General features: G+C 65.5%; 17 protein-coding genes. 14 read left to right on the plus strand and 3 right to left on the minus strand.

Going from position 1 to position 18,716, the window contains the following annotated elements:
• Window positions 1–34: 34 nt before the first annotated feature.
• The 14 genes from J2X36_RS10520 (at window position 35) to J2X36_RS10585 (ending at window position 15,564) form a co-directional block, all read left to right on the plus strand.
• Window positions 35–286, plus strand: a complete 252-nt coding sequence (locus tag J2X36_RS10520; RefSeq protein ID WP_310349296.1) for a hypothetical protein — start codon at window positions 35–37, stop codon at window positions 284–286.
• Window positions 287–393: 107 nt separating this feature from the next.
• A complete protein-coding gene (locus J2X36_RS10525) occupies window positions 394–885 on the plus strand; it encodes an HNH endonuclease (RefSeq protein WP_310349405.1) in 492 nt (163 codons plus the stop codon).
• Window positions 860–2,275 carry a hypothetical protein gene (locus J2X36_RS10530; protein WP_310349299.1) on the plus strand — a complete coding sequence of 472 codons (1,416 nt, stop codon included), beginning with the start codon at window positions 860–862 and terminating at the stop codon, window positions 2,273–2,275. The genes J2X36_RS10525 and J2X36_RS10530 overlap by 26 nt, the downstream gene beginning before the upstream one ends.
• Window positions 2,276–2,446: 171 nt before the next feature.
• Entirely contained in the window at window positions 2,447–3,316 is an 870-nt protein-coding gene (locus J2X36_RS10535) for a hypothetical protein (protein WP_310349302.1), read from the plus strand.
• A gap of 9 nt (window positions 3,317–3,325) precedes the next feature.
• A complete protein-coding gene (locus J2X36_RS10540) occupies window positions 3,326–5,218 on the plus strand; it encodes a glucosaminidase domain-containing protein (RefSeq protein ID WP_310349305.1) in 1,893 nt (630 codons plus the stop codon).
• Window positions 5,218–7,470: a hypothetical protein gene (locus J2X36_RS10545; protein WP_310349307.1), complete on the plus strand. Its 2,253-nt coding sequence runs from the start codon at window positions 5,218–5,220 to the stop codon at window positions 7,468–7,470. The genes J2X36_RS10540 and J2X36_RS10545 overlap by 1 nt, the downstream gene beginning before the upstream one ends.
• 261 nt (window positions 7,471–7,731) lie before the next feature.
• Window positions 7,732–8,718: a hypothetical protein gene (locus J2X36_RS10550; protein ID WP_310349309.1), complete on the plus strand. Its 987-nt coding sequence runs from the start codon at window positions 7,732–7,734 to the stop codon at window positions 8,716–8,718.
• Between the two features lie 7 nt (window positions 8,719–8,725).
• A complete protein-coding gene (locus J2X36_RS10555) occupies window positions 8,726–9,184 on the plus strand; it encodes a hypothetical protein (RefSeq protein WP_310349312.1) in 459 nt (152 codons plus the stop codon).
• Window positions 9,184–10,962, plus strand: coding sequence for a hypothetical protein (locus J2X36_RS10560; RefSeq protein ID WP_310349314.1), 1,779 nt, complete (start codon window positions 9,184–9,186; stop codon window positions 10,960–10,962). The genes J2X36_RS10555 and J2X36_RS10560 overlap by 1 nt, the downstream gene beginning before the upstream one ends.
• Before the next feature lie 44 nt (window positions 10,963–11,006).
• Window positions 11,007–13,121: a hypothetical protein gene (locus J2X36_RS10565; protein ID WP_310349316.1), complete on the plus strand. Its 2,115-nt coding sequence runs from the start codon at window positions 11,007–11,009 to the stop codon at window positions 13,119–13,121.
• Complete coding sequence (locus J2X36_RS10570; protein ID WP_310349319.1) at window positions 13,118–13,318, plus strand: hypothetical protein; 201 nt, start codon at window positions 13,118–13,120, stop codon at window positions 13,316–13,318. Before J2X36_RS10565 ends, J2X36_RS10570 begins: the two co-directional genes overlap by 4 nt.
• The gene (locus J2X36_RS10575; protein ID WP_310349321.1) at window positions 13,309–14,475 is read left to right on the plus strand and encodes a glycoside hydrolase family protein; all 1,167 of its coding nucleotides are present in this window, start codon (window positions 13,309–13,311) and stop codon (window positions 14,473–14,475) included. Before J2X36_RS10570 ends, J2X36_RS10575 begins: the two co-directional genes overlap by 10 nt.
• Before the next feature lie 154 nt (window positions 14,476–14,629).
• Complete coding sequence (locus tag J2X36_RS10580; RefSeq protein ID WP_310349324.1) at window positions 14,630–15,184, plus strand: hypothetical protein; 555 nt, start codon at window positions 14,630–14,632, stop codon at window positions 15,182–15,184.
• A complete protein-coding gene (locus tag J2X36_RS10585; protein ID WP_310349327.1) occupies window positions 15,184–15,564 on the plus strand; it encodes a hypothetical protein in 381 nt (126 codons plus the stop codon). Before J2X36_RS10580 ends, J2X36_RS10585 begins: the two co-directional genes overlap by 1 nt.
• A gap of 3 nt (window positions 15,565–15,567) precedes the next feature.
• Here the strand turns inward: J2X36_RS10585 and J2X36_RS10590 are convergent, their stop codons facing one another.
• The 3 genes from J2X36_RS10590 to J2X36_RS10600 all read right to left on the minus strand — a co-directional run bounded on the left by J2X36_RS10590 (window position 15,568) and on the right by J2X36_RS10600 (window position 18,635).
• Window positions 15,568–15,780, minus strand: a complete 213-nt coding sequence (locus J2X36_RS10590) for a hypothetical protein (RefSeq protein ID WP_310349329.1) — start codon at window positions 15,778–15,780, stop codon at window positions 15,568–15,570.
• 425 nt (window positions 15,781–16,205) lie between these two features.
• Window positions 16,206–17,207: a tyrosine-type recombinase/integrase gene (locus J2X36_RS10595; protein ID WP_310349331.1), complete on the minus strand. Its 1,002-nt coding sequence runs from the start codon at window positions 17,205–17,207 to the stop codon at window positions 16,206–16,208.
• A gap of 1,194 nt (window positions 17,208–18,401) precedes the next feature.
• Entirely contained in the window at window positions 18,402–18,635 is a 234-nt protein-coding gene (locus tag J2X36_RS10600) for a hypothetical protein (protein ID WP_310349332.1), read from the minus strand.
• Window positions 18,636–18,716 lie beyond the last annotated feature (81 nt).

The following is an 18,716-nucleotide window of genomic DNA, read 5'->3' on the forward strand; positions in this document are numbered from 1 at the left end:
GGATTTCACGGCGGCCAAGGGCGACCTTGGCCCCGTGGTCGAACTGCTGTTTGAGCGTCGTATCGTGGATGCGCGCTTCATCCTCACGGTGGGCGATACCGTCCCGATCGTGCCGGATGCGTGGTTCCTCCCGCTTGCCCGCTGCCTCGCCTTCTACGGGGCGGATGAGAGCCTGAGCGCGGAGTACCAGACCCTTGCCGCGGTGAGCGAGGCTTCGCAGGAGACGTTTCACCAGATGGTGGACGCCTCCGATAGCGATGTGCCCGTGCGAGCGCTCTACTTCTAATGGTCGCCAAACCACTTTGATGGTATAATTTCCGCCCATCAGCGGAGATTTGTATGCCTCGCAAAAACAAGGTCGGCATTGGCCCAATCCTTGGCCGCGACGATCTGATGTCAAGGCTGCGATATGAGCCTGCCACGGGTGATTTTTTCTGGCGAGTTCATGCAGGCCGGTGCCGCCCTAACGAAAAGGCTGGGTGTTCCTGCTCCAACGGATGCCTTCGCGTCCGCGTTCAGGATCGCGAATATTTGCTCCATCGCCTTGCGTGGCTTTTTGTGCACGGGGAGTGGCCGGTGGCATTCATCGACCACGTTAACGGCGACAAAGCCGACAACGCCATCGCAAACCTGCGTGAAGCCACGAATTCCCAGAACCAAGCGAATAGGCGCCGTCCAACTCGCAACACCAGCGGGCTGAAGGGCGTCTGTCGGTCGCCGACAAAGGATAAATGGGTGGCCTACATCAACGTGAAGGGGAGGCGCCGCAACCTCGGCACCTATGAGTGGCATTGGCAGGCTAAAGAAGCCTACGTCGCCGCTCATCTAGAGGCTTTCGGCGCTCACTCGTCGCCATACTATGACGGCGAACCTCGCCTTGGTTAGCGTCCCGTTTCCGACTTCATCCACGCCGGGCGCTCGTCCTGGCGAGGGCAAGGGGCGGCTGGTCAACACCTACGCCTTCAAGGACGGCGACGAGATCGTTTACGGCGCTGTGCCGGGTCTTGTGGCGGGCGCCGTGGTGGGCTCTGGTCCTCGAGGCGGGCTTCTCGTCGGCAACACCCTGTATTGGGCCGTGTCGGGCTCCCTGGTCAGCCTGACGGGCTTGAACGGGCCTGCCACGACGGTTGGCGCTCTGCCGGGCGACGATCTGATCACGGCGGCCCGCAATAACCGGCAGCCGACGCCAGACGTGGTGTTCGTGGCTGACGGCAACGCCTTCACGACGGATGGGACGACGGTCTCCGACTACCCAGACCCAGACCTCGGCAGCGTCAATAGCGTGTCGTTTCTCAACGGCTCGTTCTACTTCACCAAGGGCGACGGGACGATCATCGCCTCGGGCCTCAACTCCACCGACATCAACACGCTCGCCACCGCGAAGGCTGAGGCCAAGCCGGACGGCCTTCTGCGCGGCATCGTGAAGGGGCGCCAGTTCATCGCCCTTGGTCCGACCTCTACGGAGTTCTGGGACGATGTTGGATCTACTCCCTTCCCGCTTGCCCGTTCTGAGGTTGTCGATACCGGCCTGTTCGGATCTCACGCCGTCGCCGGTTTCGAGGACGGATGGGACAAAGCATGGTTCATGGTCGCCTCCGATGGCACGGTGCGCCGATGGGACGGCTACACCCCAACGCCCATCTCAACCCGCGCTGTGGAGCGATCCATCGCTAGCGTCAGCAATCGCAACGCCCTCACAGCCTGCGTGTACACTTTCGGGGGCAACTCGGTTCTGAGCCTCAGCGGACCTGACTGGACGTGGGAGTATCACGTCAACGTCGGGGAATGGTTCGAGCGGGAGAGCTACGGGCTTTCTCGCTGGCGCGCTCAGACGAGCGTCAACGCCTTCGGGCGCTGGATCGTGGGTGATACCCTATCCGACCGTCTGATGGCCGTCAGCGAGCCTGCTAGGCGCGAGGGCGACGACCCGCTTGTGTGCGTCATGGAGGGTTATCTGGCGACGGCGCCGGCAACGGCACGCCTTGGACGCCTTCGCCTGCACTTCTCAACCGGACAGGGGCGTGAGGAGGGCACTGACCCGATTGAGACCGACCCGAAGGTGCTTGTGTCGTGGTCGGGCAACGGCGGGGCGGCTTACAGCGTCCCGGTAGCCCGCTCTCTCGGCCGTCAGGGCCAGTACGCCAGGGTAATCGGCGTCACGAGCCTCGGGCGGGCGAAGCACCAAGGCTTGCGCCTGCGTCTCGCGATCTCTGATCCAGTGTCCTTCGCATTCAAGAGGGCTGATTTGCCTGATGTCATCGTGAGGCGGGGGTAATGGCGCTGCCTGTAGACTTTTCCTATCCGCCACGCCGGCCTCCGAGCACAGAGCCGATTATGCGGCCGGATGGCACCATGTCGCCCGCATGGCTGCAGTATTTTGACCGAGACGATGAGTGGAAGCGCCGCGCGATGGTGCTCCTGAGCCAACTCGCAGGAGGCCCCTGACATGGGCATCTTTGACGCGCTAACCGGCGCTGCAGCTTCCAATGCCGCCCGGAAGAACCAAGCAGTGCTCGCGGCCACCTCTGGACAGGCCAATAACGCGATCAACGGCGGGTATACGAACGCCGTCAACGCGCTCACGGATGCGAACGGCCCCGGCGCCCTGACGGCGCTAGGCCAGGGCTACGACCGCGCACGCTCCGACCTTGGCAGCCAGTACGGGCAGACGCAGGGCTTCCTAGGCCAGTTGCAGGGCCTGTATGCCCCAATGGTTCAGGGCGGCGGCAACGCCTACAACGCGTATCTTGACGCCACGGGCGCGAACGGTGCGGAGGGCTCGGCCCGCGCGACCTCGGCGTTCCGAGCCGGCCCCGGCTATGAGTTCCAGCAGCAGCAGGGGTTGGACACGATCCAGCGCCTTGCTGCGTCTCGCGGCAACCTCGCGGGCGGGAACACGACGGCCGACCTCCTGAAGTTCTCTCAGGGCCTCGCCGATCAGTCGTTCCAGCAGTACACGAGCAACCTCGGCAACGCGGCGAACAGCTATGCGACGGGGATTGCGGGACAGGCGGCAGGCATCACGGGCCAGGGCGCGGCTTCGCAAGCCTACGGCAACGGACTGAGCGGGCTTGGAACGGGCCTCGGGATCGGCCTCGGCAACATCTACGGGCAGGCCGCGAACCTTTTGGGACAGCAGGGTCAATCCCTTGCCAACGTGCAAACCGGCTTGGGTAAGTCCCTCATGGAGAACAACAACACGCTAGCGGCCTCGCAGTCGCAGGCGAGTTCTAACCTGTTGGATACGCTCGGGGGTGCCTTCACGGGCTTTAGCAAGGCCGGCGGCATCAGCGGCTTCGCAAAGCTGTTCGCCTAAGGGGTACCGATGACCGTATCTCTCGTCCCGCGCACGAACCTCGGCGGCTATCTGGCCGAGCTTGGGCAGTCTATCGCCGACGAGCGCAATCTTCAGGAAGCGCGCCAAATTTGGGGCAATCAGCTTGACGGGCTCGTCGGCGCCACGCCGGCTCCTACTCTGTCCACCATCGGGCAGGCATACGCGTCCCAGACGGGCGCGCCACAGACCCCGGCCGTTCCTACGTTCGTCGGCTTGAGCGGTGCGAACCCGTCATCGTCCAAGAAGCTCGCGGGATCGAATGCGGATTTCGTGTCGGCGATGATGCCGCATGCGATTGAGGCGTCGAAGGCGACGGGCATTGACCCTCGCATCATCATCGCGCAGTCGGCAATTGAGACGGGGTGGGGCAAGTCCGCTCCTGGCAACAACTATTTCGGGATCAAGTCACACGGCGCGCCGGGCGGCAACACGATGGCGACCACGGAGGTTGTCAACGGCAGCCCGGTTCGCATCAGCGACAGTTTCCGCGCGTTCCCGAGCATGGCCGCGAGCGCGGCGGGATACGCCGACTTCATTAACAAGAACCCTCGATACGGCAGCCTGAAGGGCGCACAGGGGCTTGAAGGGCAGGCTCAGGCCCTGCAGGCGTCCGGCTATGCCACCGATCCGCAGTACGGCGCGAAGGTCCTTGCGGTCGCCAAGGGGCTGCCGGCGCCTTCTGCCGACATGCCGATGCCCGGCGCGCAAGCGGCAGGCTTCCAGATCCCGCAGGGTCAATCCGACGCGCCGGGCTCTGTCGTGTCGCCTGCCATCGCCAGTGGCGCGCAGGGCCTCAGCGGCGCGGCGCCGACGCAGGCTCAACCTCGGATCAGTGCTCAGCAGGCGCAGCAGCTTCGCGCGATGCTCGGCAACCCGGTTACGGCCCCGCAGGCGCAGGCGATCATTCAGCGCCTCACTGCTCCGCAGGAATACGGGTTTCAGGTCGTTGACGGCCAACTGATCCGCACGAGCAAGAGCGGGACGGCCGAACCGATCGGGCTGCCGAAGGCCCCGAACCTTCAGACCGTGAAGGACGATCAAGGCCGGACACTCAGCTTCAATCCGCAGACGGGTGAAACGCGCCTTGTGGCGCCCGGCGCCGACAACGCGGTTCGCAATCTCCTGACCCCTGAGGAGCGCGCGGCGGCAGGTGTGCCGGCGAGCTATCGCGGCCCGGCGCAACTGGATCGGGACGGCAAGTTGCTGTTCCCCGGCTCCGGGCAGATGGGCATCACTCCGCAGGAGAAGACCGACGCGGCCGGCTCCACGGTGCTTACAGAGCGGTTCAAGGCGATCGGAGAGCAGGGCGCGCAGGGGCAGGCGGATCTTCCGCTCTTGGGGGAGTTGCGTGCGCTCGGCGATCAGATCAACACAGGCGCGCTAGCCGCCGTGCAGGCCCGCTTGGGCGAATACGGCATCAAGACGGAGGGCTCGGGCAAGGTCGAGGCGTACAACGCGCTTCTTGACCGTCTGACGCCTCAGCAGCGCATCCCCGGCGCGGGCGCGACCTCCGACTTTGACGCTCGCATGTTCAAAGGGTCGCTGCCCCGCCTCATCAACACGCCTGAGGGCAACAAGCTGATCATCGACACCCTTGAGGCGGTCGCGAAGGATCGGCAGGCCCGTGGCGAGATCGCGGACGCCGCGCTTCTCGGCCCGAACCAAGAGGGCGGGATCACGCAGCAGGAGGCGCTTAAGCGTCTGAAGGCGCTTCCGAGCGTTCAGACCGGCTTCGCCTCAGGCATGCGGCAGCTTCAGCAGGCCGGACGGCTGGGCAAGGCTGAGCCGACCACCGACACCCGCCGCGAGGCCCCGACCAACGGCCTCAGCGTCGGCGCTTCGACCGTCATCGACGGCGTGACCATCAAGCGGGTTCGCTGATGCCGACTTTTGAACTGACCGGCCCTGACGGGGCGTCCTACGAACTGGATGCCCCGGATGAGCGCGCAGCCCTGTCGGCCTTCCGTGGGTTTTCGGGCGGGCAGCAGAAGCAGGCGCCGCCTAGCACGGCCTATGACGTTGCGCAGTCGCTCCCGGCCGGCGTGGCTCGCGGTGTAGCGGGCATCGTTGGCCTTCCTGGCGCCGCGCAGGAGGGCATGAGCTTCCTTGCCCGACAGACGGCAGGTCGTATTCGCAACTATGCGACGAAGGGCACCTTTGATGCCCCCAGCGCGGAGGAGACCGCAGCGCGCGATGAGGCGATCCGTGCGGCTGGCCCCTTCAACATCTCCCTGCCGACCCCGCAGGGCGTAACGAACCTCATTGAGAGCACCTACGGCGGCAAGCTGTATGAGCCGCAGACCACGGCAGGCAAGTTCGCCAACGTGGCCGGCGAGTTCGCCGCGGGCGGCCTCACGCCCGGCTCTGTCGGCCAGCGTGTCGCCCGCGTGGCTGTCCCTACCGTCACCAGCGAGGGTTCTGGCCAGATCGCAGACCAGATCGCGCCTGAGTACGGCACGGCGGCTCGTGTCGTCGGCGGCCTCGTCGGGGGCGTAGGCACGGCGCTCGCCGAAGTGCCGCGCGGCGCCAATGCGTTGACGGCCGAAGCCCTGCAGTCCGCGCGGATCACGCAGGGCGAGTTGCGACAAGCCTACGCCCTGATTGACGATGCCGCTCGGCGGCCCGATCCGGTGCGTCTGACGCTTGATGAGGCCCTGAACCAAGTCACGAACGGGCGGGCGGCTCGCCTCTCTCAGATCCGGCGCGTGGCCGAGAATAGCGGCGGGGAGGGGGCTGCGCCTCTGGCCGACATCACGGCGGGGCGAGCGCAGGAAGTGCGGGCCGCTGCGCGTGGCGAGACCGATCGCATCGCCCCTAATCCCTATCCAGCGGATCAGGCCGCCCAACGCGCGCAGGACGCGGCAGAGGGCGCCTTGGGCGACCTTCGGGCCTATCGCACGGATCAGGTTCGCGAGCCCTATGCACGGGCCGCGAATGATGTCGTGCCCGAAGCCGACATGCGGGCGGTCATTGCAGGCATTGATCAGGATATCGCGGCCAATGCGAACAACCCGGAGCTAGTCGCGGGCTTGCGAGACCTCCGCGCTCGTCTGATTGAGGAACCGGGACAGGCAGCGGTTCCGTCCGTCCCTGGCACGCGCACGCCGGTTATGGGGCCGAACGGGCAAATCATCCGCTATGAGACGAGGCCCGGCACCCCGGAGATCCCGGCCGTGCCTGAGCGCCCATATACGAACGTTGGCGAGCTTGACGCGGTTGCGAAGGCCACGCGCGACGCCTACGGCACGGCCGACACCGCCGCTATCGGGATTTCAGCAACGGAGAGGCAGGCGGGGCGCCTGACGAACCGCGGCGTTGGTTCTCTCAACGACACGCTTGTCGCCAACAGCCCCGATCTGGCGGCCGGCCGGCGGCGGTATGCCGACATCACGGAGAGCGTCGTTACGCCGGCCGAGCAAGGGCCGCTTGGGAGCATCGCTCAGCGCATTGCCCCGGAGAGCGAGGGCGCCTCTGCGAATATGGGGCGGGCGCTGGCAGGAGCGGGCCAGGGCGACCGTTACGACGCCGTTGTGCAGCAGGCAGCCCGTCGCCTCGTGCGACAGGACCCTCGCGCCGCGCAGACCATCGCGCGAGACTACATCGCCGACAAATTTGAGCGAGCGATGGCCGACCTTCAGGCGGGCGGAAACCCGAACGCAGGCGCCGCAGCCCGCAAGTCGCTGTATGGGAATGAGGCGGATCGCAACAACATCCGCGCCATGCTCACGCAGTTGCCGGGCGGGCAGGCGCGGGCGACCGCTTTCGATCGGCTGATGGAGATTTTCGAGGCGACCGGATACCGCCCGCCCAAGGGGTCGGATACGGCGTTCAATCAGGCAATCCAGCAGGACGCGCGGCAGGCGTCGGGCGCGGTGGGTCAGGCGGTCGGCACGGCTGTGCAGGGCGGCCTGAACTTGAAGCGAGCCCTAAGCGATCGGGTCGCGCGCTACCGCCTCGGCAACAACATGTCAGAGATTGCGTCCATCCTGACGGAACCAGCGGCGCGCCCGCTCCTCGAACAACTCGCCGGGACGCCGGTCGGCAGCAATCGCGCGCTCGGATTGGCGTTGCGCCTTACGTTTCTCGGCGAGCAGGCGGCGAGCGGATCTCGGTCGGCGCAGCCAGTCCCATAGGTTCACGGCAAGCGCCGTTCCGAACGCCACGATAACGACGTTCATCAGCACCATCGCACCGAAGTTCTTCCGCAGTTCGGGCTCCTGATACATCGCCGCTGAAAGGCCGACGATCAGGGCGGCCTGAACCGCCATCCAAACAAACCGCATCAACCCTCCCGGCTGCCCTCACAGGCGGCCTTTTTCGCGTGGAGACCCACCCCAATGGGGCTGTTACTCCCGATCCAGACATCGGCCTACGATCAAGCCGGAAACCGCGTGATGAACGCGCGTCTCTCCGTCTTCCTCGCCAACACAACGCAGCCGGTGGCTACCTACAATGAGCCCGGCTTGTCCACGCGGCAAGCCTACCCGGTTCCGGCGCGTGCCAACGGCACCTTCCCGACCGTGTACGTGGAAGACGGGTTGTATCGCGTCCGCATCACCGACGCGTCCGGCATGGTCCTAGATCAGATCGAGGATGTGCAGATCATTACCGTATCGGGCGGTGGCGGCGGCGGTGGCGCCGACGACCCGACGACCCGTTTTCAGACCGGCGACATCAAAGACCGCTACGATGTCGGCACGCATCAGGGCTGGGTGCGGTTCAACGGGCGCACGATCGGCTCGTCGGCGTCGTCCGCATCCGAACGCGCCAACGACGATTGCCACGACCTGTTCGTGCATCTTTGGACGCGCGATGGGAACCTAGCGGTCAGCGGCGGGCGCGGCCCGAACGCCGAGAGCGACTGGCAGGCCGGCAAGACAATCACCCTGCCCGACGCGCGAGGCCGCTTCCGTGTCTCGCTTGAGGACATGGGCAACTTGCCCTCGGGTCGCCTGTTCGGCGGCCTGTTCTCCTTCGGGACGGCAACGACGCTCGGCGCCTATGGCGGCTCGCCCGTGTCGCAGATCACGCTCAACGAGATGCCCAGCCACTCGCACACGATCAGTGCGTTCATGGATGCGCAGGGCGCTCACAATCACACGGGCGTGACGGATGCGGGCGGCGTTCACCGTCACGCCATCGACTACTCGCTTGACAGCACCTCCGCGCCCGGCGGCACGACACGCGCGAGCGGCGTCGGCGACGGTGGCGGGGCCACAGGCCAGACCCGCGATAGCGTCGCGCACAGCCACACCTTCACGACAAGTTCGGTCGGCAACCACGCGCACAACATCACGGCGTCTGCAACCGCTACGGGCTCTGGCGCCGCGTTCAGCACGCTTGTGCCCTTCATCCTTGTCACGACCTACGTGAAGCTGTGAGGCGCCCATGCTGACCCTACAGCGCGGCCCCGTCTCCCGCCGCAGCGACTGGAACGACACCTTCGAGGTGTTCAGCGCCGATGGCGTCACGGACCCCTCGGCCGCCGTCTACACCTTCACTGTCTGGGCCATGAATGGCGCCGGCTGGGTGCGCGACTATGGGCGCATCCTCGGCCGCAACTGCCGCGCCGTTATCAGCACGAACAGCATGGACGGCACGGGGCGGCTCGCTCCCGTAACGACCGACAAGTCGCTCGTCCTGGCATGGCGCATTCCGCGCGCCGAGATGCTGCAGCTTCGCCCCGGCGCCTACTTCGCCAGCCTCGGCGCGCTGATTGGCGACGACACGGGCGAGATCGGGAGTTTCGAGTTCGTGATCGACAGCAGCCCGGCCGGTGGTGAGGGCTACGTCGGCAACGTCGCCCCGCCGACTTCTCCGCAGACCATCGTCGTGGAAGAGTTCTGATGGCCGACCCGTACAAGGTCTATCGGTCTCGGATCTCGGGCCGTGTGCCCACGCAGATGGCGGCCGACGATGAGGCCGTGCTGGGCATCCAAGAAGCCGATGGCCTGCTGTTCACGCGTACGACGAGCGGGACGCTTCGCATCTCTCGGCTGATCACGCCGGAGGAATATCAAGCCCTTGTCGCCGGCATCGGCAGCGGGGGCGGCAGCCTTCCGACCCTCGCCACGGTTGCGACAAGCGGGCAGTATGCCGATCTGATTGGGCGCCCCACCCTGTTCAGCGGCTCCTACGCGGACCTCACAGGGAAGCCAGCCCTCTTTAGCGGAGCGTATGCCGACCTGACCGGCAAGCCCGCGCTATTCAGCGGCGCCTACGCGGATCTGACGGGCAAGCCGACCTTTGCGGCGGTTGCCACGTCAGGCTCTGCCTCGGATCTGTCCACGGGCACCCTGCTGGCGGCCCGACTGCCCTTGCCGACCAGCACGACGCTCGGCGGGGTGAAGTCCTCCACGGCCGGCGTGGGGCAGTTCGCCACCGGGATCGGCACGGATGGCGTTATCACCTATGCCACGCCCGCAGGCGGCGGCTCTGGCCCTGCCAGCACGGATGCCCTGCCCGAAGGCACGAGCAACCTCTACTTCACGCAGAGCCGGGCGCGTGCGTCCATCTCGGCCACCGGCTCGTTGGCCTATAACGCCACGACCGGCGTCCTCTCCTATACCGCCCCGACCCTCGCCACGGTGGCAACCACGGGCCAGTACGCGGACCTTCTCGGCAAGCCCACCATCCCGAGCACGACGGACGGGCTGACCGAGGGGACGACGAACCTCTACTTTACGCAGGCCCGTGCTCGCGCGTCCATCAGCGCGACGGGTTCGCTCGCCTACAACAGCACGACGGGCGTCCTCAGCTACACCGCGCCGACGCTAGCGGCGATTGCGACCTCGGGCTCAGCCTCCGACCTGACGACGGGAACGGTCCCTGCCGCCCGGCTGCCAGCCCCGACCACGACGACCCTCGGCGGTGTGCAGGCGAAAACGGCCGTCGCAAGCCAGTTCCTGACAGCCATCAGCACGGCCGGCGTCCCGGCTTCCGCGCAGCCGACGTTCACGGACATTTCGGGCACGGCTTCGGCGGCACAACTCCCCAACCCGACCACGAGCGCTAAGGGGGGCGTTCAGGCGAACGCCGGCGCGGCAAGTCAGTTCGTAACGGGGATCTCAACGGCAACGGGCGCGCTTACCTTCGCGCAGCCAGCCTTTACGGACATCTCCGGGACCGCCTCGGCCGCGCAGCTCCCCAATCCCACGACGACGACCAAGGGCGGGGTGCAGGCGAATGCCGGGGCGGCCAATCAGTTCGTCACCGGCATCAGCACCAGCACGGGCGCTCTGACGTTCGCGCAGCCCTCAATCTCAAACATCTCCGGTGGGGCCTGGACGACCTATACGCCGACCGTCACGGCAACGACCGGCACGCTCACGACGCTGGGGACCGTGTCCGGTCGCTATCAGCAACTTGGCAAAATCGTTTTCCTGCTCTGTGACGTGACGATCACGACGAACGGCACCGCCGGCAACGGCATCGTCGTTACGCTGCCCGTTGCCGCCCTGACGAGCAGTCTTTCCGCGATTTCTGGTCGGGAAGCCGCCAGCACCGGCAAGTCTCTGGGTGGGACGGTCAACGCATCGCAGGTCTTCGTCTACTTCTATGACGGCACGCACCCAGGTTCAAACGGGGCGCGCCTGATCTTCACGGCCATCTACGAGGCCGCCTAGCCCGACCACGGGCCTCCATACATCGCTGACTTGAGGAACCACGGATGAGCAATCGTCTCGGGGGAACGCCGCTTGGCACCTACCCGGCTGACCAGCGCGACGGCGCCGGCATCCATGTCGATAAGCTCGGGCTCACGACCCGCGCTCGGCTGGAATACCGTGCGCTACAGACTTCGGAAAGCCCGCCCTCTGCCGGCCTCGTCGCGGTGCAGGATGCGGTCACGGGCGAGTTCCAGGCGATCGACTTCAGCAATCTGCCGACCAGCAACCCCGCGGACGGCGGTGTCGGCAATGTGAAGCTCGCTGCAGCCCCGGCGCTCACGCTGAAGGGCAATTCTACGAACGCGTCCGCGCAGCCGCAGGACGTGCCGCTATCCGAAGTTGCCGGCGTCACCACTTTTTTCCAGGATGGCACTGGCGCCGTTCAGGACAATGTAGCCGCCGCGCTCAAGCGCCTCCCTGTCTATCCGGAGCAGTTCTATCAGGTCGGCGACACGGACGACGGCCCATCCATCAATCGTGCCCTTGCGGCGTCGGCAAATGTCGTCCTGAAGAAGGGTAAGACCTATACCGCGAAGAACATCGTCGTTCCAGGGCAGCGCGTCCTTGATTGCTCGGGCGCGATCGTCAACCCGGCGCCGGGCGCCGACTGGATGATCCGCCTGACGGGCTACCGCCCAATCGTCCGCGGTCTCGTCTCTCAGGACAACGACGGGGCGGTGAAGGCGTCGCAACTCACGGCCCCGGCGAGCGCGAACACGCTGGCGGTCCAGAACGCGACGGGCTTCCAGGCGGGACAGACCCTCATCGTGCGCCTTGCCACCGGCCGGTGGCACCCGTCCGAGATCCTGTCTGTCGCCGGGAACGTCATTACCCTTCGGGTCGGGCTTCCCTCCGGGGCGGCGACCGGGGCCGATGTTTTCGCGAGCTTCGGGCTCGTCAGCATCCGAGATGCAATCTACGCGCTTGTCGATAGCGCGCACATCGTCAACTGCGCCTTCGGTATCGTAACGTCCAATCTGGCAACCGACACGAATAAAAGCTTCTTGTCAAACGTCACGGTGGACGGCTGCAAGTATGTCGCCCTGTCCCTTGGGCGCAATACGCACAACGTTTTCCTAAATCAGGTCCAGCTATGGGGTGGATCTACTCCTAAACTGACGTTCACCGGGAACGGGACGACGACGAACTACCCGCTTGGCGCAAACCCGATTTACCTCAAGCGGGACGTGACGGTTTACGTGAACGGGGTCTTGAAGGCTCTGACGACCGATTACACGCTCACGAGCCCGACGCAGGTTACATTCAACACCGCTCCGGCCAATGGCGCTCTGGTCGAAATCTTCTACTATCAGACCGGCGCCGTTGGCCTGCTCTACGATCAAACCGGGTGGACCATCGAGCATTCGACGTACATCCACGAAAACGTTTTGAGCATCGCGTTCCAGCACGGCGTTTTTGCCCGTCAGATGACGATCCTCGACCTCACGGATGTCGTCTCCGACACATGCCAGTTTACGACCTGCCGCATAGAGAACTGCGATTATGTCACGCTGCCGAAGTTCCTCGGCTACGCCCCGTCCTGCGCGGACATCATCGCCAGCACCAACGTCAAGGCGCCAGCGAATTGGTACACCTCTTGGACGCCCGCGGCGGACACGTACGCGGGTGGAACCGGCCTCGCCTTCTTCCTTGATGCGGCGTCTTCAATCTCGATCGACGCGCGCCAGTGGTTCGGACCCAGCTACAATTTCCTCGCCCAAGGCACCGTGAACTGGAAGGACAGCACTCCGCTCACGTCCGGCGCATCGGCGCCTGTCGCGGCCGGGTCCACGACGTTCTTCGGCCCGGCTGGCGCGCTGCCGTCGTCGGCAGGGGATCTAGCATTCCTCCCGCCCCGTGCCGGCTACGTGATGGGCGTTCGCACGGTGACGACGGACGCGCCCGGCGCATCGCAGAGCTTCACCTACACGCTGCGCATCGGGGGCGTGGATACGGCTACGGTCATCACGGCTAGCGGAGCAAGCGCCTTCAGCGGAAGCGCCACCTGTTTCGTGCCCTTTACGGCCGGTCAGGCCGTGAGCACCAAGCTCGTCACCTCGGCGGGTGCCTTCGCGACCCGTCACGCCGTCATGCTTGATGTCGTGTACGTCGGATGACCGCGCTTTGGGGCGCCGTCGCCTTCATGACGGCGAGCCTCTTTCTCGTGACCACGGGCGGCTACCTGTCTGAGCGCGGCGAGACGGTAGGCGAGCAGGGCGCCGGGCTGTTCGTGCTCCTGATCGGCATCGTCTTCTTCGTCGGCGGCATCCTGCTCGCTCTCATCGCCTTACTGAGGGACTACACATGGCACTGAGCGCCATCGGCACCGCTGCGCTGGTCGCGCGCGAGGCCCTGAAGACGACCGCCTACAAGGATAGCGTCGGCGTCTGGACCATCGGCGTTGGGCACACCTCGGCAGCGGGAGCGCCCAAGGTGACGCCGGGCCTGTCCATCACGGAAGCGGAGGCACTGAGCATCTTCGCCCGCGACCTCGCGCAATATGAGGCCGCAGTGGACAAGGCTGTGAAGGTGCCGCTGTCAGAGAACGAGCGCGATGCCCTCGTGTCCATCTGCTACAACATCGGGCCGGGTGCGTTCTCCCGCTCCACCTTCGTCAAGCGCCTCAACGCGGGCGATCGGGCGGGGTGCGCGGAGGCGATCATGCAGTGGCGCAAGCCGCCTGAGATCGTCTCTCGGCGCACCGCAGAACGCGATCAGTTCCTCACGCCCTACAGCGCCGCGCTGCCCAAGGCTCGCAGCACCGATCGGGCTCGCGTGGGCGAGGGGGCAAAGCCCGCCAAGCCCAAGCCGGCATCCGACCGCATGGCGCCGATCCCTGCCGGCAAGTGGGCTGAGGACGTGCTGCTCAAGCCCGAAGTGGAGATGATCCAGAAGCGGCTCCGGGATTTGGGTTTCTTCATTGTTGGAAAAGTGGACGGTAAGTGGGGCATTCGCACCGAAGCCGCCATCAAGGCCCTGCAGCTTCAGGCCGGCATCTCGACGGACGGGCATTGGGGGCCGCAGACCCGCGCCGCGCTGTTCGATGACGCCAACGCCTTCAAGCCCGACCCGGCCCGCGCCAAGACGACGGCGGCGGATCTCCGCGCGCAGGGCTCCACGATCGCGATTGGCGGCAACCGCATCCAGTGGTCCTCCGTGTGGTCGGTCCTGCTGAGCATCGGCGGGGTGTTCGTCTACATGGCCCAGAATTGGAACGGGGCGACGCCGGATCTGCCCTTCCCGTTCAACCTCGTGCTGCCGTTCATGCCGCCGTGGCTGCTGCCGGTCCTCGTGATCGGCTTCAACCTCTATAACGCTCTCTTGGCGAAGGGCGTCGTCAACGCTCGCGTCCTCGCTGAGCGGACGGGCCTGCACAATGGCGAGCCCGACCCTGCGCCGAGCCCGCCTGTGACGACCGCGCCCGATGGGCCTCGCCCTGGCGGCCTTATCGGGTGGCTACTGCCGCGCTGACCTTTCACCAATCCCGACAAGGGGTTAATCTGAAAACAGAAGCAGCGGGGGGACAGCCGCTAAGTTTGGTCGCCGAACGGCCGATCCCCCCTGACCATGCAGAGAAAAGCGAGTTTCCCCACATGGCTGCGTACATGAGAGTACGACACGCCCCATGCCTGCAAGCGAAAAACGCCCGAAGCCGCTGGGGGCAGTGGCGAGATTGATGCTTGGAATGAATGGACCCCTCGCGCCTTATGCGGGGCCGTACAGCACCTATCGCCTGTTCGAGTGGTACATGGCGGTGACGATGGTGCTCATCGCCTTCACGCTGGCCCTGCCCGGCAACACGATGGAGCGCGCAGCCCTCAAGCCGATGGTGGCGGCCGGCTTCACGGAAGCCAACCTAGCGACCTTCTTTGCCGCCGTGGGCGCCGTGCGCGTCCTGGCTCTCTTCCTAAACGGGAAAATAAACAACAGCAGGGGCGGCCCGGCAGGCGCCTACATCCGCGCCTTCTGTGCCGCTGGCGGCTGCATCATCATGGGCCAGCTCACCTTCGCGCTCGTCTACGACGCCTTCACCGCCACGAGCCCCAGCTTCTTCATCCCCGTGCTGGGGACGGCGGCCGGCTTTGAGGCCCTGTCAGTCTATATCGCGGTTCTAGATGCCGCCAAAAGGCGGGGAACCCGCCTCGGACGCGCTCTCGACCAGCTTGAGAAAGCGGTGTGATGGAAGCGTTGTTTGTGTTCCTGAAGGAGATCCTGTCTTCGCAGCCATTCCTACAGGTCTTCGTTGGGGGGGCAACTTTCCTTCTGATCGCGTACATGGTCACAAGGGCCAAGCAGGATAAGGAGGAGTTGCCGCCGCCTGCTCACGGCACCCTCGCCGACATTCCCCCGATCTTTGCCCAAGGGCCGCGCGAGACCCTGGACTACATGCGCGAGATCCGAGATTGCGTGCGCTCCTCATCCGAGTACCTATCCCGGATTGCCGAGTGCGCCCGCATCACGCGGGAGCAGGCCGTGCGCCACACTGAACTTCTAGAGCGCATTGAGCGAGAGCAGGCCATTGAGAACCGTTCTCACACAGATCGGAGAGAGGGGCGGTAGGGGTTAGGTCCGTTTCGGAACCACCTTCATCGGTACGCCCATCAGCTTCGCCTCACCAGAGCGCAGACCGGCTTCGCACTCTTCAAAAGTCGGCTGGCTTGGTATCATGATGGATTGCCGCATGTGCTCGGCCACCGACCGCACATGGTTCTCAGGCACTTCAAGCACGGCGGCTCCCTCGCGTGCTTCTTTGATGAGCCGGTTGATGAGCGTCATGTTCGGCTCCTACCCGACTGCATGGTAGCAACCGTCATGCTGCCAAAGCTCAACGAGGTAGCATTCTTGATTGCAGCGAAGTTCGTTGATGCGCGCTTCCGCTGTCTCCTTGCTGTCGAAGGTCGCGGTCTCCTCCCAAGTATCGCCGCAGGCTGGCATCCGCTCGCGTCCGTGCGGTGGCCGCAAATGCACGCTGAAGTCCCTCGCCCAAATTTCCCTCCTCGCCAGTTTACGGACTGCTCGCAGGTCCAACGAACCTGCGCCGAAAAGCACAAACCGCGTCCCTTGCGGGAACTTCGCGTTTACGGACAGGTCTTTGCGCTGAAACGATTGAGGATTTCCGGGGTCCAGTTTGCTCATAACGGTCTGGTTGCAGGTTCGAGTCCTGCCGGGCCCACCACCTATTTTTTAACCCACTGAACAGTCTACGCTTTCTCGCCTAAATCCCGCACCAGAACGGCGGGTGCGGGAGCCTTGCGCGCCGCGCGAGCCAGCTTGGCCCGATTCGCGGTGCGCGTGTAGACGGCGCTTTCGCGACTGCCATCGGCCCAGCCGAACAGGGCATTCAGCTGCGCTTCGGTTGCGCCTTCCTCGGCCGCACGCCGCGCGCCGGCCTTTCTGAGACCATGCGCCGAGCCGGGGCATTTTGCCGCTTGGCACGCCTTCCTGAACCAATTGCCGAAGCTCTCCTTGCCGAACGGCAGCCCGCGCTCCGTCGCGAGGAAGGTGAGCTCGCCGGTCTTCGACGCGTCGATAGAGGCGGCCAGCGCCGGCAAAATCGGCGCCGTCACCACCATCCCGGTCTTCTCCGTGCGGATGGTGAACTCGCCGTTGCGAACGTGCGGGCGGCCTAGGCGAACCACGTCGCCGCGGCGCAAGCCGGTGTAGAGCAGCAGATCGAAGGCGAGCCGCTGGCGCGTGCCGAGGGGCCAGTGCGCCTCGAACAGAGCGACCTCCTCCTCGGTCCAGGCATGAAAGCCGGCGTCGTCTTCCGAGCGGGTGAGAGGCTTCAGGCCGGCCGTCGGATCGCTGGGGACATGCCCCTCGCTCACGGCCCATTGAAACAGACCGCGCATGGCCTTCAGGAAGTTGTTCGCGGCGAAGGGCCGATCCTTGCGGCGATGGATGCCGGCCTTGATGGCCTTTGTGCCGATGAGGCGCAGGGGCTCGCCGCCGGCTGTGCTCTCGATCTGTCGATAAAAGGCGTGCCGCTGCTTGCGAGTCGCTGGCTTGATGTTGTTCGCCCACTCAGCCGACTCGACGTATCGAGCGATCAGCCATGAGAGTGTGCCGGGCGCGGGGCCCTGGCCCTTGGCTTCAAGCTTGCCTTCCAGCGCTAGTCGGTAGTCCCGCCAGAACTCCGGGCTGTCGTAGGGCTCTCGCATGCGGATGCGCGGCCCTTGGCCGACGCGCACGTACCAGACCATCGTCCCGTGACGGGTCTTCTCCCGCGTGAGGTGTGGTGGCCGGCGCTTCGGCATGGCGGTCACAGGACCACCACGCGCTCTTCGTCGGCAAGCCTCTCGTCATATCGCTCGGGCCGCGTCTGCTCGCTAGCCGTCTCGACGGAGATCCCGTCAGGACGTGCCACGATGCGGACGACTGGCAGCCCGGCAGCCTTCGCAGCGCGGATGATTCGCGCCACGTCCGCCTGCGTGACAGTGGCTGGGCGTCGGGGCATCACAGCCTCCCTGCGGGCGCGTCGGCGGGGGCGAGCGGCACAATCGCTAAGGAAGCGGCAGCAAGCTCACCGAAAGAGTTGGGCGCGCTAAGCCTTTTGAGGCGAAGCGAAGCCTCACGATCTCTGGAAGGACGAAAGCGGCTCGGGCACCCTCCCGGCGTGGAGGATGCAGTGAGCAACTTCGCCTCGGACAGGCCATTTGCTGTCGCGGTTCGGCTGAAGCGAGACCGGCCGCGCGCTTCTATGCCGCCGCGTGAGAGCCTCGAGCTTCGTCTCCCGAGGCTTCGGCCCTGTGAGGTCGCGGGACAGGCTGGGCTAGAAGCCGTGCGACGCGAGCTCGACGACCTCCTCTCCAGGCACTGAGTTTCTGCGGGCGCATCGGCCCGGGCAGCGTTGGGATGGAGTGGGGGCACCAGGCGGCGCTCGACACAGGGCGGCCTGCGCTCGACCACGCGCACTCGGCCGACCGAGCGGCGAGGCAACAGCGGAAAAAATCTCAGTCCGGTACGCCAGCCGACACAGCAGCGAACTAAAGAGGTTAGCTCAGCGTGATAACATTTGTTGCTTTTGCCGCGTTCTACAGCTGCGGCTAAGCTGATCCGGCGCTGGGGAGCGTGTGTTCTGGAGTCCAGACGATGATGGACCGACCGCAAGTCCACGATGGCGCCGCAGCCAGAATTTCTTTCGACCTCCTGCGGGAAGCCTACATCGACCTCGCACACAGACTGCTGAGCATCGAGGAGGGAGCGGCCCGCGAACTTTTGCGCAGCGTTGAACAGCGGACAGTCCTGAGACTCAGCACGATCCATGACGTGGAGCCGGATTTCGCTCCCGACCCTGAGCTGCTCGAGGCGGCGGCTGAGCCCGTCTGCGCGGTCCTTCGGGAGGCACAGATCGGCGAGTTGAACCCTCTGTCGATGCGCTGGGATCGGGATGATCATCAACGCGACTCCCCTTCAGCTTCTCGAGCTACGCAGTAGAGATCGTCCGCGAGCTCGCGCGCCTCGGCCGGCGTCAGTGCGGCCCAGGCGTCCGTGGAGATCGGGCCGAGGCTGCGCATCACGCCGAGTTCGGGCGTGACCTCGCTGCGGCCCATGGCGTCGCTGTGATAAGTGCCGACCTGGATGGCCGAGCCCTGTGCCAGACCCGCACCGGTGCGCTCGCGGTAGCTCACGACCGCGCCGCCCCGGCCGGGCGGGTGAGGGTGGAGATCGGTCGATCAGGGCTGGCGAAGCCGAGGGTTACGCGTCCTGCT

Origin of the sequence: Methylobacterium sp. BE186, from assembly GCF_031457035.1 — a bacterium.
GTDB classification, from domain to species: Bacteria; Pseudomonadota; Alphaproteobacteria; order Rhizobiales; family Beijerinckiaceae; genus Methylobacterium; species Methylobacterium segetis.

Bases quoted from the DNA above. Each gene is read 5' to 3' on its own strand.
- J2X36_RS10580 (WP_310349324.1), top strand. From the start codon at position 14,630: ATGCCTGCAAGCGAAAAACGCCCGAAGCCGCTGGGGGCAGTGGCGAGA.
- J2X36_RS10560 (WP_310349314.1), top strand. From the start codon at position 9,184: ATGGCCGACCCGTACAAGGTCTATCGGTCTCGGATCTCGGGCCGTGTG.
- J2X36_RS10530 (WP_310349299.1), top strand. From the start codon at position 860: ATGACGGCGAACCTCGCCTTGGTTAGCGTCCCGTTTCCGACTTCATCC.
- J2X36_RS10590 (WP_310349329.1), bottom strand. From the start codon at position 15,780: ATGACGCTCATCAACCGGCTCATCAAAGAAGCACGCGAGGGAGCCGCC.
- J2X36_RS10550 (WP_310349309.1), top strand. From the start codon at position 7,732: ATGAACGCGCGTCTCTCCGTCTTCCTCGCCAACACAACGCAGCCGGTG.
- J2X36_RS10570 (WP_310349319.1), top strand. From the start codon at position 13,118: ATGACCGCGCTTTGGGGCGCCGTCGCCTTCATGACGGCGAGCCTCTTT.
- J2X36_RS10565 (WP_310349316.1), top strand. From the start codon at position 11,007: ATGAGCAATCGTCTCGGGGGAACGCCGCTTGGCACCTACCCGGCTGAC.
- J2X36_RS10585 (WP_310349327.1), top strand. From the start codon at position 15,184: ATGGAAGCGTTGTTTGTGTTCCTGAAGGAGATCCTGTCTTCGCAGCCA.
- J2X36_RS10595 (WP_310349331.1), bottom strand. From the start codon at position 17,207: ATGGTCTGGTACGTGCGCGTCGGCCAAGGGCCGCGCATCCGCATGCGA.
- J2X36_RS10540 (WP_310349305.1), top strand. From the start codon at position 3,326: ATGACCGTATCTCTCGTCCCGCGCACGAACCTCGGCGGCTATCTGGCC.
- J2X36_RS10555 (WP_310349312.1), top strand. From the start codon at position 8,726: ATGCTGACCCTACAGCGCGGCCCCGTCTCCCGCCGCAGCGACTGGAAC.
- J2X36_RS10545 (WP_310349307.1), top strand. From the start codon at position 5,218: ATGCCGACTTTTGAACTGACCGGCCCTGACGGGGCGTCCTACGAACTG.
- J2X36_RS10575 (WP_310349321.1), top strand. From the start codon at position 13,309: ATGGCACTGAGCGCCATCGGCACCGCTGCGCTGGTCGCGCGCGAGGCC.
- J2X36_RS10525 (WP_310349405.1), top strand. From the start codon at position 394: ATGTCAAGGCTGCGATATGAGCCTGCCACGGGTGATTTTTTCTGGCGA.
- J2X36_RS10535 (WP_310349302.1), top strand. From the start codon at position 2,447: ATGGGCATCTTTGACGCGCTAACCGGCGCTGCAGCTTCCAATGCCGCC.